This is a genomic window from Pseudothermotoga elfii DSM 9442 = NBRC 107921, from assembly GCF_000504085.1.
Taxonomy (GTDB): domain Bacteria; phylum Thermotogota; class Thermotogae; order Thermotogales; family DSM-5069; genus Pseudothermotoga_B; species Pseudothermotoga_B elfii.
The window spans coordinates 1,518,645-1,533,513 of sequence record NC_022792.1 but is presented as its reverse complement, the minus strand read 5'-3'; the positions used below and the strand labels follow the sequence as shown (position 1 = coordinate 1,533,513).

The window sequence follows — 14,869 nt, the reverse complement described above, 5'->3', positions numbered from 1 at the left end:
ATTCACGTGAGCAAAATAAGAGTTGGTATTGTCGGAGCCGGGTTTATAGCAAAGATACATATGGATGCTTTCAAAGAAAATTATCCATATTTCGAGGTAGTTGGTGTCTGCGCTTCAAAAAAGGAAAATGCTGAGAGATTCGCCAGAAATTACGATATTCCTGTTATTTTCAATAATTTCGAGCAATTGTGCGAGAGTGATCAAATTGATGTTGTTGATATATGTGCACCCACAAATCTGCACGATCTGATTACCTTGAAAGCCTGTGAATGCAAAAAGCATGTTATTTGTGAGAAACCGCTGCTTGGTTATCATGGTGAGGATAAACCAGATGTCGAAAGAGTAGGAACAGAGATTTCGAAAACAGAGATGTACAGGAAAGTTATGGAAAAAGTTGGGTTTTTGGAGCAAAAAATCGTCAGTGCAGGAATAAAGTTCATGTATGCAGAAAACTGGGTTTACGCACCTGCTGTTCAGAAAATGAAAAAACTGCTAAGGACTTCTAGCGGGGTTGTCTTTGAATTGAGGGCCGAGTGCAGTCATTCAGGTTCTCAAGCAAGTTATTCAAGAGAATGGAGAACCTCTGGTGGGGGGAGCTTGATGCGGCTCGGCTCTCATCCTGTGGCTGCTGTGTTGCATTTGAAAGCTTTTGAAGGAATCGTGCGTGATGGAGTCTCCATAAAACCAGTTGCTGTAACAGCACAAACTGGATTTCTGACAAAAATGTCAGCCTTAGAAGGTAAGGATTGCTACGTAGTAAGAGGCTGGGAGGATGTCGAAGATTGGTCAATCGTGATAATTGATTTCGAAGATGGCTCAAAAGCAACTGTTTTTTCGACAGATGTTAGCCTTGGGGGAATAAAAAATAGAATCGAACTCTATGGGTCGAATGCAATGATAACTGCAAATATAACACCTAACAACTCAATGATAGCTTTTGCACCCCGGGAAAATGTATGGAAAGAAGAGTACATAGCAGAGAAACTTGAAACCAAATCTGGGTATAGTTTTCCATCTTTTGATGAATTCTGGACGAGAGGATTTCCACAGGAGATGAGAGATTTTGCTTTATCAATAATTGAAGATAAAAAACCTGCCAGCGATTATGAACTTGCAAAACAGACGGTTCAGATCATCTATGCTGCATATTTATCTGCAGAATCCGGCAAAAAAGTTGAACTGGGCTAATGAAGGAAATTCTCTAAACGGATAGGAGGGGGTGTGAAGATGAGAAAGTTTGTTTTAGTTGTTTTGCTTGTCTCAACTATGGCAGTTTTTGGTTCACAGGTTTTCATTAAGGCTACCACACCTTTCCAGAAAGGTCATATTCTGGCAGATGCCATGGAAATGTTCAAAGAAAAGATCGAGGCTCTTACTAATGGTCGTATCGCTGTTGAATTGCAGATAGGCATTGTTTCTGAGGAGGAAGCAAATGTTCAGTGTTCGCAAGGAATAGTCGACATGCAATTCACGGGCGGTCGACCAGTGGAAGTATTTGCACCGGAATATTTCTTCGTCAATGCACCTTTTATCATCAAAGATTATGAACATTTTTTAAGGGTCTGGAATGGACCTCTTGGTGAAAAGGCAAAAGCTATGATTTCTGAGAAAGGGAACATGGTTTGCATAGGAACTATTTATCGTGGGTACAGGCAATTTACTTCCAACAAACCCATTCAAAAAGTAGAAGACCTGATAGGCATTAAGCTTAGATTGCCTGTTGTACAAACCTGGATAAAAGTATGGCAATCTCTTGGAGTGGAGCCGGTACCCGTTCCACTTCCGGAACTTTATCAGGCACTAAAAGAAGGTAGAGCAGAGGCATCAGAGGGCGATTTGACCCAGATATATTCTTTTAAACTCTATGAAGTTCAATCTTATTTGACACTGACGAATCATCTCTGTGGAGTTGGTTGGATAACGATGTACAGGCCTACTTTCGAAAAATTATCAGCGGAAGATCAGGAACTAATTAAGGCAATAATGGCTGAAGTTTGTAACTGGGCAACGGAAAAGATAAAAGACAATGAAAATAACATTATTGCTGAACTGCAAAAACTTGGTATGAAAGTAATTGTTCTCAATGAAGATGTCCTCCAGAAAATTAGAGAAATGGCAGAACCTGCGATTGAAGAATTATTCAAGACCACCTGGCCTGTAACGACCTGGGCAGAAGTCCTCGCCCAGTAAGGGTTGCCGCCTGGCAACCCTTTTGTGAATTACCTCCACCTGTGGGTGTGGTGACTTCCTGTTTCATCGATTAGACTTGCTACTGGGGCTGTATTACTGGTAGTAGGGGGCCAATCTCTACAGGCGTGAATTCGGACTGTTCCTGCCCTGCTGATTTCTTGTCATCTTGTATACCGAACCAGATATTTATCAACTGCTATTCATCCTTACAGAAGATGGAGATGAATTGCAGAATCTTCGTCAAATAAAATATATCTTCTTTCGTGAAAGGTGCTATAATTGTATTACCCACCCCAGGTGGGGAGCGTGAAACGTGAGGTGATACTGTGGAGAAAATAAAGAAGACTTTCACGGTGACCGGTATGACATGTGCAACATGTGCAAAGGCCGTTGAAAAAGCCCTCGGCAAAATTGAAGGTGTGGAATTTGCGGCAGTTAATCTGGCTACTTCAACAGGTTTTATCGTCGCTGAAAAAGAAATCCCTATTGAAATGATAAAGACCGCCGTTGAACAAGTTGGTTATGGTATATCAACTCAGCCCCCAGAGAAAATAGAAAAGAAAAGGTACATAGCTGCTAAAAGAAATCTGATATTTGCATGGCTTGTAACTCTTCCACTTGCTCTGATAATGTTGTACAACATGTTCATAAGTCCTGTAAACTACTTTGTCTGGCTCGAAATTTTTATGGGAGGCTTTGTTGTTTTCTATGTTGCAAAGGATACTATAAAAGGTGCATGGATTGCCCTTACTCATAAACACACCAATATGGATACGCTTATATTCTTCGGCTCTGTTGTATCATGGATTACCTCTGTTCTCGAAGCTTTTGGCCTGCCAGTCATGTCATTTGGCGCCATAGGTGCGATGATTGTAGCCTTCCATATAACCGGAAGGTTTATAGAATCCCACCTGAGGGATCGGGCAAGCAAAGAGATCAAATCACTTTTGAAACTTCAGGCAAAAGAAGCGCGTGTTATAACAGAAAAAGGTGAGATCACTGTGCCCTTAGAAGCAGTGAAAGAAGGTTTAATCGTATCGGTTCTTCCATCTGAAAGAATACCCGTTGACGGTGTTGTAATTTGGGGAAAATCTTCAGTTGATGAATCGGTCATAACTGGAGAATCAATACCAGTTCACAAAAAAGAGGATGACGAAGTGATAGGTGGTTCTCTGAATTTGACTGGTCCTCTCAGAATAAAGGTAACCAGAGTCGGCGAGGATAGTTTTTTGTCACAGATGATAAATCTGGTTCAGCAGGCTCAGGGTTCAAAAATACCTATTCAAGCGCTCGCAGACAGAATTACCATGTGGTTTGTCCCAACAATAATATCGCTGGCAGTTATAGCTTCTATTGTGTGGTATTTCAATTTTGAAAAGTTTGTACCCTTTCTTGACAAAATGAATGAAATTTTTCCATGGGTTATGAGCACGACAGAACCTGTCAATTTTGCAATTTTCGTCTTTGTTGCAACGATAGTTATAGCCTGTCCATGTGCTCTTGGACTGGCAACCCCGATGGCTCTTGTTACTGGAACAGGACTTGCTGCAAAAAAAGGTCTCTTGATAAAAAATGCTGAGGCTATTCAAACTTCTAAAGATGTGAAAGTGGTATTGATGGATAAAACAGGTACTCTTACTGAGGGAAAGCCAGCAGTGGTACAACACAATCTTGATGAAACCACTTTGAAAATAGTCGCGAGCATAGAAAAAAACTCCAATCATCCACTTGCCAGAGCAATATCTTCTACGGTCAAGGATTTTTTTGAGGTAAAAGATATCGATGAGATAGTTGGCGAAGGAATTAAGGCAAAGGTTGGTGAAGATGAGTACTTCGTGGGAAAACCGGTAAATCCAGATGTGTATGATTCTTTTTACAAAGAAGGAAAAACAGTGGTTGAAGTGAGAAAAAATGGTGATGTCGCAGGATTTCTTGCTATAGAAGACACCATAAGAAATGATTCAAAGGAAGCAGTGAGCAGGCTCAGGAATATGGGAATAAAGCCGGTAATGATAACGGGAGATAATGAGACAACGGCAAAAGCAGTGGCGAATAAAGTTGGTATAGACGAAGTTTATTCTAATGTTAAACCTCAGGACAAGCTTGATATAGTAAGAAGATATCAGGCTAAGGGATTAAAGGTTGTTATGATTGGCGATGGTATGAACGATGCCGGTGCTTTGAAAGGTGCAGATGTTGGAATTGCTGTAGGTAGCGGAACTGATTTGGCAATTGACAGTGCAGATGTGATCATCACAAAAGGTGGTATATCCAAGATAGTTGATACGATAGAGATATCCAAAAGAACTTTCAAAATCATAAAACAAAATCTTTTCTGGGCATTTTTTTACAACGTTATAGCTATACCGAGTGCTATGGCAGGGCTTTTACACCCGGTAATCGCTGAGATTGCCATGGCCTTGAGTTCCATAACGGTAACCCTGAACTCGTTGAGGATAAGTAAGGGGGTAGAAATATGATAGAAAAAATAACTGGACAGATGGCTCTGAAACAGATTATTGAGATGCACTCAGATCTTGGGGAAGCTTTGAGCAAGATGGGTTTCGACACATGTTGCAGCAAAATGTCTACTCTCGAAGATGCGTGCAAAGATAAAGGTAAAAATCTTCAATTGGTACTTGAAAAACTCAACCAAATCGTCGATCAACTGAATTTAATCGAAAGTATTGAAGAAAAGTTCAAGGAAAAAATATGAATTTGAAATTCTGTGGGTTGCTCAGCCTGAAGCAACCCACAGAATTAAATTTCACGGCATTTTGATTTGCTTGAGATTTTCTTTTATTGTTCGTGGTGTGATCCATCTCAGCAAATTTATCCATGAACCAGCTTTGTCATTTGTTCCTGAAGCTCTCGCACCACCAAAAGGTTGGCGAGACACTATTGCACCTGTGGGCTTATCATTTATGTAGAAATTTCCTGCAGCATATCGCAGTATTTTTTCAGCGAGAGCTATGGCGTATCTATCTTTTGAAAAAATGGCACCAGTTAGGCCAAAAGGTGTACTATTTTCGCATAATTTTAATGTTTCTTCATAATCATCATCGGAATAAACATATACAGTAACTATTGGTGCAAATATTTCTTCAACCATGAGCTTTCCACGAGGATTACTGGTCTTTATGACCGTTGGTTGTATGAACCACCCTTTTGAATCATCAAAGTTTCCTCCATAGATAAATTCGTATTCATCTTGATGTTCTCTGGCATACTCTATGTATAAAACAGCCCTTTTGTAAGCTGATTGATCAATCACAGCTCCCATGAAGTTCTCAAAATCGTCAACAGGGCCGTATTTAATCTTGCCGAGCTTTTCTACCAGAAAATTTCGTAAATCCGGCCAGAAACTTTCTGGAACATATACTCTGGAAACAGCTGAACATTTCTGCCCCTGTGATTCGAAAGCGCCTCTTATTATGCTTGTACCAACTTCTTCAATCTCTGCACTTTTGTGGACAAATATGAAATCCTTTCCGCCAGTTTCACCAACAAGTTTTGGAAAATTCTTATAGTTTACAATATTTTCTCCCACGGTTTTCCATATATCGATAAAAGTTTCGTAACTTCCAGTGAAATGAATTCCAGCAAGATTAGAATTTTTCAACAGTATATGTGCATTTTTGCTCCTGAATGGAACAAAATTTATTATTCCCTCAGGCAAACCAGCTTTTTCAAGAACTCTGACTATGTAATAATTGCTGAAAATGGTCGAGGTTGCGGGTTTCCAGATAACTGTATTTCCCATCATTGCGGGAGATGAAGGCAAATTTCCCGCTATAGAGAAAAAGTTGAAGGGCGTTATGGCACACACAAAACCTTCAAGTGGCCTGTAATCTAAACGATTGAGTTCCCCGGTTTCTTGATCAGGTTGTTGTTCGTAAATAAAATTTGCATAATAAGCGTTGAATCTGTAAAAATCGCAGAGTTCTATCAAATCTATCTCCGCTTCAAATGGATTTTTAGAATGGTTCATCATGATTGCCGCTATCGTTTTGAATCTTTCTGGACCGGACAGCAGTTCTGCTGCCTTCATGAATATCGAAACTCTGTGATACCAATCTAACTCAGCCCATTGCTCATGTGAATCGAGAGAAACTTCTATTGCCTTTTTCAATTCTCTTTCGCCTGCCAGATGAGCTCTTGCAAGGACAAGGTTGTGATCATGTGGAGATCTGATTTCTACAACGTCATCTGTGAATATTTCCTCACCACCAATTACAACCGGGATATCAATTGTCTGCGTTTTTATAGCATTGATTTCTCTTACAAGTTGTTCTCTTTCTTTACTGCCCTCAGAGTAAGTAATTATGTTCCTCATTTCACTGACTGGTTTGGAAATAATCCATTTCATTTTGCCACCTCCCACAATTTGAAATCTTTTGCAAAACAAAAAAGCCCTTCAACACAAAAAGAAGGGCTTTTTAAAGCACAGCAACACAACCATCCCTCCTTTCCAAACACGGGAGGCCAAGAAGTTTCCCTCTTGACCCTATCGGCCTGGATTCATAGGCATGAGCCCTTAGAAAACCAGGCTCGGAGGTTTTCAAATTATATGCTCAATTTTCTTACTATTCTTCCATCCTTCACCACGAACATCGTTTTGTTTTCCATCGGGACATAATCATTGTTCATTGGTTCTGAGCATACTACAAATCCATTCTTATCGTTGTACCAGAGCGTGTAATAATCTGCATTCGTGCTGTAACCACAATAGACAAGCAAATCATTTTTATTCATCATTAGAAAATTCATGCCGGTATGTTTGAAATTTTGGGCCACGTATGCTATTTTTTCTAAAAGCTCTTCGTAGGAATTAAACTGTCTAATTTTAAAAAAATAGGAATATGTATCACTTTCGATGAAATGAAACGGTATGTCGTATATAGTTCCATTATGACAGAAAGCCTTTCCACAATTGTCTATAAAAGGATGAACTTGCAATATACTCACCGGGAGATGCTCAGAAGCCTTTCTTGCATGGATTATACCTGCGTTCAGTTTCAAGGAAGGAAAGGTATCATCGAAGATGGGCCTTTGTGACCTGTGATAGACAACATTTTCACCGTTCAGGGCGTAAATTCCCCATCCATGATCGTGTGGCGCAAATTTTCCATTTTTTGCCATATTTTGAAGGTGCGCAAAAAAATCATCTATAGATCTTTCGCTCTTGAAGGAAAATCCAATCATTCTGCACACATCTATCACCAGTTATTAAGAATACCACCAAAACACGAATGATCTGATTAATTGTTCGTTATAAGGTCTTTTAGTCTATCTGAAGTAAATATCTCAGAAACTCTTTTCCATGTAATTGAGGATCAATTCAAGTTCTTCAAGTTTTTCTTCAATTTTTCCGCTTTCGACGGCTTGTTTAACACAAGTTTCTATGTGATTTTTTAGAACAGATGTGTTGACTTTTTTGAGCAGGGCAATAGTTGCGAGAATTTGTTTGGATATATCTATGCAGTATCTATCTTCCTCAATCATATTTATGACAGCTCTGAGTTGACCTTCAGCAATTTTTAGATCTTTCATAACATTTTGATGTTTGTGCATTTTATCACCTTAATTGATTTTAACACAAAAAAATATGGTCGGGGCGACTGGACTTGAACCAGCGACCTCCTGCTCCCAAGGCAGGCGCGCTAAGCCGTCTGCGCTACGCCCCGACTCACAAGTATATATATTATCACAAACATTTATATAATCAAGAGGCTATTTTTTCCATTTCTTGATTGATTTTGGATTAGATTGCTGAACCATTTTACTATCAAGCTGAGTTGAAAAAGAATGTTCTGAAAGAAAAACACAGTCAAAAGCCAGCTTGCTTCGCTTTGCTTCAAATTGGTGAAATCTGGATTTATTTGGATCATAACATGAAGTACAAGGCAAACAATGCCGTAGTTAAAGGGAGTGATTTGAAAGCAGATCTTTGATTTTCATATTGTTGAAACTGATTTTCTTTCTACAATGTGGGTTGGAAGGACTACCGTACGAAGGATTTTTTTCAGCTGATTACTCAATTTTTCAATCAATATGCGTGCACCAATTCGACCCATTTGCCAGCGTGGCTGAGAAACAGTTGTCAGAGGAGGAACTGTGTAAGAGGCAAAAGGGGCATCGTCAAAGGATATTAAAGAAACATCTTCTGGTATTTTCAACCCTGCCTCGTTCAAAGCTGTTATTACCCCAAGGGCGACATAATCGTTCACAGAAAAAATGGCGGTGAAATTTTTACCGTATTTCTTCAGATTATTTTTCACCCCTGTGTAACCTGTGTCCGGATTGAATCCACGTATGTTGCAACTTGAAAACTCGACATCTCTATATTTGGAGAGAAATTTTTCTATGCCCTTTTCCCGCTCATAGGAAGCGTAAACATTTGAAGGACCAGGCACGTAGAGAATTTTCTTGTGATGATGCTCATATAGATATCTCATAACGTGATATGCCCCACTGAAATTATCTATATTAACTGAATCGGCCCTCAATTCATCTATTCTGGAATCTACTGCTACCACAGGAACACCGCTATTCACGAATTTTTCAAGTAATTTTTCATCACTCCTGAGAGTGCATACGATAACACCATCGACTTTCCTCCTGAAATACTCGTCAAGTATTTCCTTTTCTATGTCTGGCACATTTCTTGTCAATGAAACCATAACGTCAAAATTGTTTTCAAAGGCATATTCTTCGATTCCGCTGAGAATTTCTGAATAGTGATAACCCCCCAAATCCGGAAGAAGTACACCTATGGTTCTGAGAAGTTCGCCATTTAGGCTATAATGCGGTTTTGGCTTGTATCCAAGCTCGCGTATTGCCTTCAGTACTTTTTTCCTAACCTCTTCAGAGACTCTGTTGCTCCCATTTATTACTCTTGAAACGGTTGCTATTGAAACCCCTGCATATTTTGCAACGTCTTTGATTGTTATCATCGATGCTACCCCCATATTTCAAGCAGTTTTTTAAATGTGTGTGCTGTATTTTTCTCAATGATTTTGCTGTACAAAAAATAGCTTGGGCGAGGTGTCAATGAACCATCGGCAAAGTCCACATGAATGAGTCCAAATCGCATGCTGTAACCCAATGCCCATTCAAAATTATCGGTAATTGACCAGTGAAGATATCCTTTTATATCCAGCCCATTTTCAATAAGTTTCTCTATTACACTTAGGTGCGAAACGATATAGTAAGGCCTATAAATATCTTTTATATCAGCAACGCCATTTTCAGTAATATAAATTGGTTTTTTGTATTTTTGCCAGCATGCAATTAGAATCTTTTCAAGCCCCTCAGGATATATTTCCCATCCATTATCCGTTGTTAGATGTCCATCAAATGATCTCGAATTTTGCTTGCAGCTTTGCCCAAATCCCCGAACTGTTTTCCAGGTGATCTTTAATCCGTTCAATTCGCATGGTTTTCTTTTTTTCACAACAGCTCTGGTGTAATAATTTGCCCCTAAGAAATCGGAATATTTCATGGCTTCATCGAGAAAATACCAGTTGGCAAATTTCATAGCTTCCTCAGCTGATTCATCTCCTTCGTACCATATTGTTGCGTATATTATTCCGACAGGTTTTTCAGTGAGTTGCTTCATTTTGTTATATGCTGATTTGTGGGCTTTTATCTGGTTTTCGATAGCCTTTTTGTAAAACTCCACACTCATTATTGATGGCGGAAAGCCAGAGTTTCTTGAAAGATATCCAAGCTGCGCAACTATGTTTGGCTCATTCATTGTACTGTACATATCACACAGATCATCGAAACATTTCACACAGAACTCTGCATACTTAGAAAATTCTTCCACCGATTTATCATTAATCCACCCATTTTTGGAGAAATCACAGTTTCGATTTACGTAAATTGGATCATGCAACCATATGGGAAGAGTAAAATGATTTAAATTTAAAATTACTCTTAGCCCTTTTTTTCTGGCATCTGTCACGATTTCTCTGTAATGCTCAACTGCCTTCATATCAGCGATTGATTGGAGTTGGTCACTTCTTGTGTCAAAGGTTGGCCGGGGAAAAATTCTCGACCATTCTATGCCAATTCGTATTGAATTTAATCCGCATTCTTCACATAATTTGTGAATTTCTTCATATCTTGACCAATAATTGACTCCATTTTCAACACAATCTTCACTTACCACGTAATTTAACTGATTCAATTCATCATGAATCCAGGCAAACCAATCGGTATTTGGATCTATGGATTTTTCATCGCCCATTTCAAATTGAAATCCGGATATAGAAACACCGAAAAGAAAATCTTTACCAAACATTTTTGTCACCTCTCTGTTTTTATTTCAAGGGAAAATATTCTTTTTTCCAGATCCACAAAGAGCTTCACATCACCTGATTTAGTACCACGTGAGATGATTTCATAACCATCTGTAGACATAATGTTTTTCACAAACGCACTCCCGGATATTAATCTCAAAGTTTTGTTGAGGATTTCTTTGCTTTGATCATCAATCAGAGATAAATCATCACTTACTACGATTATGTTGTCAAGTACACCGCACGTGTAGGCATACAGCTCTCTTTCGTTGAGTGTTAAGCTGGTTTGTTCGCTACGGAGCAAAAGACAATCCGGGTCATTCAACCAGAGTTTTCTGTGCATGAAATGCCTTGTTATTGCATTTCTCAAGGACCATTTTGCAGCTGGAGCACCCTCATCTGGTACATTTTCCCCCCAGAAAGGTGTTGTGTCGGGACCTACTCTCATGCCATCCACAAATCCAACAGCCGGTAGAAGTGGTGATCCACAGCCGAGAATGAAAGCATCTTTTACTGCTTTTCTTATAACCTCAAGTCCTTCTCTAAATACTTGTATTGGAGTTGATCCATTATGCCTTTTTCCAGGAATTGCCCCTGAGAAAAGAAAATCTATTTTGAAATAGAGGTACCCCATTTTTCTCAGTGTTGAAAATAATTCGTAAAGCCATTTTTTTACTTCACTTTTAGAAAGATCCAAGGAGAATATTTGATGGTCCCAGTTTCTGAAAGCTACTTTCGGCCGCTCCTCCTCTTTTACAAGCCAGTCTGGATGGTTTTGAGAAATGCTTGAGCTTTCTGAAACGCAAAACGGTGCTATCCAGATGCCCGGTTTCATCCCACTTTTTGCTATAGTTTCTGCCATTTGATAAAGTTGAGGAAAGCCGTCTTTTACTATTAACCAATCTCCTATATCTTTTTCATAACCATCATCTATCTGGAAAACCTCGAAAGGATAATTTGAGGCAAGGTTTATATTTTTCAATATTTCCTGCCATGTCAGATTCAAAAAATACTGATACCAGCTGCACCATCCTATTATGCTTTGTTTTCTAATAGAAACATTGTTTTCTTTTGCAATGAGTTCACCGTATTTCTCCAATAAAAAAGATTCATCAGCACCTTCCAGAATAACGAATGTTTCTAAAGGAACGTATTCATCAAATACTGCATCGAAGTAGTCTATATAGGCTGTCATAGCATTTTTCTGAACTGTGAAAAATGGGTGGGCAATTCTTGAACTGAGAAAGCCGTACAGTTTATTTTCTTCGAGTATGAAATAGTCGCTTTGAATTTGTTTCTCAAAGATATCTGGAAACAGGGAGGTAGTGTATTGCCAGTTATCATCTATCTGTCTTGGCAACTTAAGATGGTCTGTATTGATCACTTTACATGGCCCCCATGATTGCCAGTTGTTTATCAAAATTTTTTTCGAAGAATAGGTTTTGAAGAATTCAATTCTCCCGGGTTTTCCTTTGATGAATCCTGTTATTTTCCATCCATTTTCAATCTGTTTAGTAGTCCATTTTATTGAATAATTCTTCTCATTCAGTACAAAATTACCTTCCCTTATTCTGCTGCTGAACATCTCCATTTTTTACCCCCCTGTCAACCATAAAACTTGAAGCACATAACTTTGTGATTTTCCTCTATTTCAATCAACTCTGGTATTTGTTTTTGACATCTATGTTCTCTTACATTGCATCTGGAGAAATATTTGCATCCTGTTGATTCATCTTCAATAGTTTCTATTTTGATATGTTCTCGAAAGTCCCATTTTCTGTCTATTTCTGGAATTGATTCAAGAAGCATTTTAGTGTATGGATGGCATGGATTGTGAAAAACTTTTTGTGTGTCTCCCATCTCGACAATGTTTCCTCTATACATGATAAAAGATTCGTCACTTATGTAATATCCGAGTGACAGATCATGTGTGATGAAGATTACAGACATACCTGTTTTATCCTTTATTTTCGCCAGTAAATTCAATATATCGATTCTCGTAGAAGCATCAAGCATGCTAATTATTTCATCGGCAATGAGAATATTAAGTTCCAATAATAAAGTTCGTGCGATCAATATTCTTTGAAGCTGCCCTCCGCTCAGTTGATGTGGATATTTTCCGAGAATCTGAGACGGGTTCATGCCCACAGAAGTGAGTACTTTTTCTATTTTTTCTTTTCTCTGTGCGTTTTTCACATGTGGAAAAAATTCGTCAAAGACCACTTCAAAAACCCTATCTATTTTGTAGATTGGATTGAAAGAAGAATATGGATCCTGAAATATGCCCTGAACTTTTTTATAGTATTCTTTGCGATTTTTCGAAAATTTGCCAATGTCCTCTCCGTGGAAAAGAATCTGACCCGATGTTGGTTTAAGAAGTTTTAGAATGAGTTTTCCAACTGTTGTTTTTCCGCTACCACTTTCACCAATAAGAGAAACGATCTTCGATTCGTCTATGTCAAAAGAAATATTGTCTACAGCCCTCAATTTTTCCCTTCCGAAAAAGTCTAATGGGAATTCTTTCACCAGATTTTTCACTGAAAGCAGGGTCAATTTTTATCACCTTCTTCATAGAGCCAGCAGGCAACCTTTCTACTATCAATTTTGAAAACAGGTGGATCTTCTTCACATTTGTTGAAGGCCATAGGACATCTGTCTTTAAATCTGCAACCTGAATCTATATTAAGTAAATTTGGAGGATAACCAACTATACCCTTAAGCTTCCTTTGATAGTATCTAACACCTATTTTTGGCAGTGAACCAAGTAACAGCTTAGCGTATGGGGGAAGTGGTTTTCGAATAACATCTTCTATTGGTGATAACTCTGCTAATTTTCCTGCATACATTATAAGGACGCGATCTGCTATTTGCTTCAAAACAGATAGGTCATGGGTTATGAAAATGAGCGAACCCATGATTTTTTTCTCTCTCATTTCATAGAGCATCTGCAAAACTGCACGCTGTGTACTTACATCCAGAGCAGATGTTATTTCGTCTGCAATAAGTATTTCCGGGTTTAACAATGTGGCGATTACCATTGCAAGTCTTTGTTTCATGCCACCAGATAGTTCTATCGGGTACATCTCTATGACTTTTTCATTCAGGTTTACTATTTTAAGCCTTTCCTGGATTATATCTCTTCTGGATTCAAAGGTAAATCTGTGTTCTTTAAGGATATCCCTTATGATGTGCCTGATTTTCTTTGTTGGGTTCAAAGCATCCATGGCATATTGTGGAATCAGTGAAATTTTTTCGTACCTTATCTTTCTCATCTCTTTTTCAGGCAACCCCATAATATTTTTTCCATCAAGTAACGCTTCTCCAGAAATGTATTTCATGGGGGGTTTCAAAAATATCAACCCGGTGCCAAGTGTGGATTTTCCACAACCAGATTCTCCCGCAACACCGAGAATTTCTCCGCGATTAACCTCAAATGAAACATCATCGACAGCTTTCACATAACCATAGAGAGTGCTGTAATATATTTTAAGGTTTCTCACCTGCAATATTTGCTTTGACACGACTCTCACATCTCCCTCAGTTTGGGATTAAAGATTTCATCAAGTCCCGTATTCATGATATATAGTGTAGCGACTATAAGAGTGATTAGAGCTCCCGGTGTAATTGCCCACCACCACATTCCTAACTGGATTGCATTCCACAATGTAGCTTGCTGCATCATTATTCCAAGAGATATACCTCTTGTTGGCCCCAACCCTATAAAATCCAGCCCTGTGGCTGCAAGAATTGCGCCGCCAAACTGGAGAATAAAGACCATAAAAACATAAGACATCATATTTGGCATTATCTCTTGAAATATAATTTTCACTGACCCTACGCCGGTTATTCTCGCAAGATCGACAAATTCTCTTGTTTTCAAAGATAACGTCTGTGCTCTCACTGCCCTGGCAGTCCATGGCCAGGCTGTCAATCCAATAATCACGCTCTGTATGAAAATGCCCCTGTACGGCAGGTAAGCTGCTATTATTATCAACAATGCGAGGGTTGGTATTACCATAAGAATATTAGTCAGCATCATCAAAAATTCATCAAACCATCCACCTTTATACCCTGCTATGAATCCAATGCAAAGACCTATTACTGTAGCAATACCTCCCCCGAGGAGCCCAACAATCAGCGAATTTCTCAATCCATAAACAATCTGTGCAAACAAATCCTGGCCGAAAGTATTGGTTCCGAGCCAGTGATTTTTATTTGGTGGCTGGTATGGTGCTCCCACAAACTCCAGCGGGTCATATGGGGTTAAATTTGGACCAAAGATTGCCAGTATACTTAAAATACTCAATGTGCATATAGCAAAGATCACTTTTTTATTTCTGAGGAAAAAATATACGAATTCTTTTTTTGTCATC

Annotated in this window: 13 protein-coding genes, 1 tRNA gene and 1 riboswitch; of the genes, 4 read left to right on the top strand and 10 right to left on the bottom strand. The window is 38.8% G+C overall.

The genetic code is table 11. The features are described 5' to 3' along the window. Nucleotides 1-6 precede the first annotated feature (6 nt). The 4 genes from TEL01S_RS07420 to TEL01S_RS07405 all read left to right on the top strand — a co-directional run bounded on the left by TEL01S_RS07420 (nt 7) and on the right by TEL01S_RS07405 (nt 4,906). Nucleotides 7-1,188, top strand: a complete 1,182-nt coding sequence (locus TEL01S_RS07420; protein ID WP_028843882.1) for a Gfo/Idh/MocA family protein — start codon at nt 7-9, stop codon at nt 1,186-1,188. A gap of 39 nt (nt 1,189-1,227) precedes the next feature. Continuing rightward, a complete protein-coding gene (locus TEL01S_RS07415) occupies nt 1,228-2,190 on the top strand; it encodes a TRAP transporter substrate-binding protein (protein ID WP_012003483.1) in 963 nt (320 codons plus the stop codon). 326 nt (nt 2,191-2,516) lie between these two features. Further along, on the top strand, nt 2,517-4,670 hold the full coding sequence (locus TEL01S_RS07410) for a heavy metal translocating P-type ATPase (RefSeq protein WP_028843883.1): 2,154 nt from the start codon (nt 2,517-2,519) through the stop codon (nt 4,668-4,670). Continuing rightward, the gene (locus TEL01S_RS07405) at nt 4,667-4,906 is read left to right on the top strand and encodes a hypothetical protein (RefSeq protein ID WP_012003481.1); all 240 of its coding nucleotides are present in this window, start codon (nt 4,667-4,669) and stop codon (nt 4,904-4,906) included. Before TEL01S_RS07410 ends, TEL01S_RS07405 begins: the two co-directional genes overlap by 4 nt. Nucleotides 4,907-4,957: 51 nt before the next feature. Here TEL01S_RS07405 and pruA read toward each other — a convergent pair whose 3' ends face one another. The 10 genes from pruA to TEL01S_RS07355 form a co-directional block, all read right to left on the bottom strand. After that, nucleotides 4,958-6,559 (bottom strand): L-glutamate gamma-semialdehyde dehydrogenase, encoded by a 1,602-nt coding sequence (pruA, locus tag TEL01S_RS07400; protein WP_038051565.1) that lies wholly within the window; start codon nt 6,557-6,559, stop codon nt 4,958-4,960. A 79-nt stretch (nt 6,560-6,638) separates the two neighbouring features. After that, nucleotides 6,639-6,759, bottom strand: a riboswitch (molybdenum cofactor riboswitch). After that, on the bottom strand, nt 6,757-7,413 hold the full coding sequence (locus TEL01S_RS07395; protein WP_049753361.1) for a class II glutamine amidotransferase: 657 nt from the start codon (nt 7,411-7,413) through the stop codon (nt 6,757-6,759). It overlaps the preceding riboswitch by 3 nt. Before the next feature lie 84 nt (nt 7,414-7,497). Next, nucleotides 7,498-7,764, bottom strand: coding sequence for a metal-sensing transcriptional repressor (locus tag TEL01S_RS07390; RefSeq protein ID WP_012003478.1), 267 nt, complete (start codon nt 7,762-7,764; stop codon nt 7,498-7,500). Between the two features lie 35 nt (nt 7,765-7,799). Then, nucleotides 7,800-7,877 (bottom strand) — tRNA-Pro (locus TEL01S_RS07385). A gap of 270 nt (nt 7,878-8,147) precedes the next feature. Further along, complete coding sequence (locus tag TEL01S_RS07380) at nt 8,148-9,146, bottom strand: LacI family DNA-binding transcriptional regulator (RefSeq protein ID WP_012003477.1); 999 nt, start codon at nt 9,144-9,146, stop codon at nt 8,148-8,150. A 5-nt stretch (nt 9,147-9,151) separates the two neighbouring features. Continuing rightward, nucleotides 9,152-10,498, bottom strand: a complete 1,347-nt coding sequence (locus TEL01S_RS07375; RefSeq protein WP_012003476.1) for a glycoside hydrolase family 1 protein — start codon at nt 10,496-10,498, stop codon at nt 9,152-9,154. Nucleotides 10,499-10,503: 5 nt separating this feature from the next. After that, nucleotides 10,504-12,087 (bottom strand): glycoside hydrolase family 36 protein, encoded by a 1,584-nt coding sequence (locus TEL01S_RS07370; protein ID WP_012003475.1) that lies wholly within the window; start codon nt 12,085-12,087, stop codon nt 10,504-10,506. Between the two features lie 14 nt (nt 12,088-12,101). Beyond that, nucleotides 12,102-13,049, bottom strand: a complete 948-nt coding sequence (locus TEL01S_RS07365; protein WP_012003474.1) for an ABC transporter ATP-binding protein — start codon at nt 13,047-13,049, stop codon at nt 12,102-12,104. Continuing rightward, the gene (locus tag TEL01S_RS07360; RefSeq protein WP_144313083.1) at nt 13,046-14,017 is read right to left on the bottom strand and encodes an ABC transporter ATP-binding protein; all 972 of its coding nucleotides are present in this window, start codon (nt 14,015-14,017) and stop codon (nt 13,046-13,048) included. Before TEL01S_RS07360 ends, TEL01S_RS07365 begins: the two co-directional genes overlap by 4 nt. A gap of 5 nt (nt 14,018-14,022) precedes the next feature. After that, nucleotides 14,023-14,868: an ABC transporter permease gene (locus tag TEL01S_RS07355; protein WP_012003472.1), complete on the bottom strand. Its 846-nt coding sequence runs from the start codon at nt 14,866-14,868 to the stop codon at nt 14,023-14,025. Nucleotide 14,869 lies beyond the last annotated feature (1 nt).